This window comes from Nocardia farcinica, assembly GCF_029867845.1.
Taxonomy (GTDB): domain Bacteria; phylum Actinomycetota; class Actinomycetes; order Mycobacteriales; family Mycobacteriaceae; genus Nocardia; species Nocardia farcinica_A.
Map to the genome: position 1 here is coordinate 1 of NZ_JARWRU010000245.1, position 2308 is coordinate 2308.

Genomic DNA, 2308 nt, shown 5'->3' on the forward strand with positions numbered 1-2308 from the left:
GAGGTGGCCGCCCCGCTGTTCCTGCCCCCGGACGCCTCCGCCGCCGAGCAGTTGCGCCGCAAGCGCCGCGCCGAGCGCGACAGCCGCCGGGCCGAGCGGGAGGCCGCCGAGGCCGAGGTGGAGGACCCCGACACCACCGGAGCCGCCGCCGACCAGTCCGACACCAAGCGAGCCGACACCAAGCAGGCCGACGCCGAGACCGGTGAGAGCGAGCACGACGACCAGCACGGTGACGGCGACGGCCAGCCGCGCAGGCGTCGCCGCGGCCGCCGTGGCCGTGGCCGTGGCCGGGGTGAGCAGAGCGCCGACGGCGAGCACAGCGATACCGGCGAGCAGTCCGACGACGAGCACGACGAGCCCGACGCCGAGTCCGAGACCGGTGAGGACGACCGGCAGGACCGCACCGCCGAGGGCGACTCGGCCGCCGAGGAGTCCGGGGCCGGGGAGTCCGGCGCCGGGGACGAGGACACCGACGAGTCCGGCGATTCCGAGGACTCGGGGGAGGTGTCGGGCAGCCCGACCCGCCGCAGGCGCCGCCGCAGGCGTCGCAAGGTCGGCGGCGACGGCGAGGCCGAGCCCGCCGACGACGATCCGCCGAACACCGTCGTGCACGAGCGCGAGCCGCGCAACAAGGCGCGCGGGCGCACCGGCGTCGACGAGGTGCAGGGCATCACCGGCTCCACCCGGCTCGAGGCCAAGCGCCAGCGTCGCCGTGACGGCCGTGAGGCCGGGCGCAGGCGTCCGCCGATCCTGACCGAGTCGGAGTTCCTCGCCCGTCGCGAGGCGGTCGACCGGGTCATGGTCGTGCGCGAGAAGAACTTCCCCGACCACCCGAACATCACCCAGGTCGCGGTGCTCGAGGACGACATCCTCGTCGAGCACTTCGTCACCGACACCGGCGCGCCGTCGATGGTGGGCAATGTCTACCTCGGCAAGGTGCAGAACGTGCTGCCCAGCATGGAGGCCGCCTTCGTCGACATCGGCCGTGGCCGCAACGGCGTGCTCTACGCCGGTGAGGTCAACTGGGAGGCCGCCGGGCTCGGCGGCAAGGAGCGCAAGATCGAGCAGGCGCTCAAGCCGGGCGACCAGGTGCTGGTCCAGGTGTCCAAGGACCCGGTCGGTCACAAGGGCGCCCGGCTGACCACGCAGATCAGCCTGGCGGGCCGCTTCCTGGTGTACGTGCCCGGTGGCACCTCCACCGGCATCAGCCGCAAGCTGCCCGACACCGAACGCAAGCGGTTGAAGGAGATCCTGCGCGAGATCGTCCCCGCCGACGCGGGTGTGATCATCCGCACCGCCTCCGAGGGCGTCAGCGAGGCCGAGCTGGCCCGCGACGTGGAGCGGCTGCAGAGCACCTGGCGCGCCATCGAGGAGCAGGCGGGCAAGGACGGCGGCGCCCCGAAGACCCTCTACGAAGAGCCCGACCTGCTGGTCAAGGTCATCCGCGACCTGTTCAACGAGGACTTCTCCAAGCTGGTCATCGAGGGCGAGCGGGCCTGGGCGACGGTGGAGAGCTACATCCGCACCGTCGCGCCGGACCTGCTGGCCCGGGTCGAACGGCACGAGAACACCGGACTGGACGTCTTCGAGAAGTACCGGATCGACGAGCAGCTGGCCAAGGCGCTCGACCGCAAGGTGTGGTTGCCCTCCGGCGGCACCCTGGTGATCGACCGCACCGAGGCGATGACCGTCATCGACGTCAACACCGGCAAGTTCACCGGTTCCGGCGGCAGCAACCTGGAGGAGACGGTCACCAGGAACAACCTGGAGGCGGCCGAGGAGATCGTGCGCCAGATGCGGCTGCGCGACATCGGCGGCATGATCGTCGTCGACTTCATCGACATGGTGCTCGAGTCCAACCGGGACCTGGTGCTGCGCAGGCTCACCGAGGCCCTCGGCCGTGACCGCACCCGCCACCAGGTCTCCGAGGTCACCTCGCTCGGCCTGGTCCAGATGACCCGTAAGAAGCTGGGCACCGGGCTGGTCGAGGCCTTCTCCACGACCTGCGAGCACTGCCACGGCCGCGGCCTGATCGTGCACAACTACCCGGTCGAGCCCTCGCACGCCGAAGAGGGCGGGCGCAGGGAGGGTGGCACCCGCCGTCGCCGCGGCCGCGACAAGAGCGCATCGGCCGCCCCGGCCACCAACGGCGCCGCCCCGCACGCCGGGGAGCCGGTGGAGGACGCCGCGGTCAAGCGCGCGCATCCGGTCGCGCTGGCCATGGCGGCGCACCACTCGGACGACGACGAGCCGGGTTCGGAGCAGGCGGGCGAGCACGCGGAGGTGAGCACGTCCGCCCCGGCCGAAG

Annotated in this window: 1 protein-coding gene; it reads left to right on the plus strand. The window is 72.4% G+C overall.

Translation table 11 applies throughout. The features are described 5' to 3' along the window. On the plus strand, positions 1 to 2308 hold a 2308-nt coding region (locus QH283_RS05105), incomplete at both ends, for a ribonuclease E/G (RefSeq protein ID WP_280501857.1).